The following is a 317-nucleotide window of genomic DNA, read 5'->3' on the forward strand; positions in this document are numbered from 1 at the left end:
TCTTCGGCATCGGTGGTACCGACGATGGTCGGCGTGGTGTCGGAGGTCAGTGCCGGGGCATCGACGGTCAGCGCCGGTGCGCTGGCGTCGATCTCGCCCACGTCATTGCTGGTCGCGGTGTTGCCGGCCGGGTCGGTGACCGAGGCTTCGACGCTGTACTCGCCTTCGCTCAACGGTGTTTCGGCGTCGACGCTGTAGGTGCCGTTCTCCACAGTCGCGGTGACGGTCTGCTCGTTACCATCGCTGTCGGTGATGACCAGCGTGACGGTGCTGCCGTCTTCGGCATCGGTGGTACCGACGATGGTCGGCGTGGTGTC

1 protein-coding gene is annotated in these 317 nt (G+C 65.9%); it reads right to left on the reverse strand.

The window, feature by feature from the left end:
- Window positions 1-317: Ig-like domain-containing protein (locus tag QD356_RS17765; RefSeq protein ID WP_279878496.1), on the reverse strand; the 317-nt coding region annotated here is incomplete at both ends.

It is taken from the genome of Cobetia sp. 2AS (assembly GCF_029846355.1).
Classification (GTDB): domain Bacteria; phylum Pseudomonadota; class Gammaproteobacteria; order Pseudomonadales; family Halomonadaceae; genus Cobetia; species Cobetia amphilecti.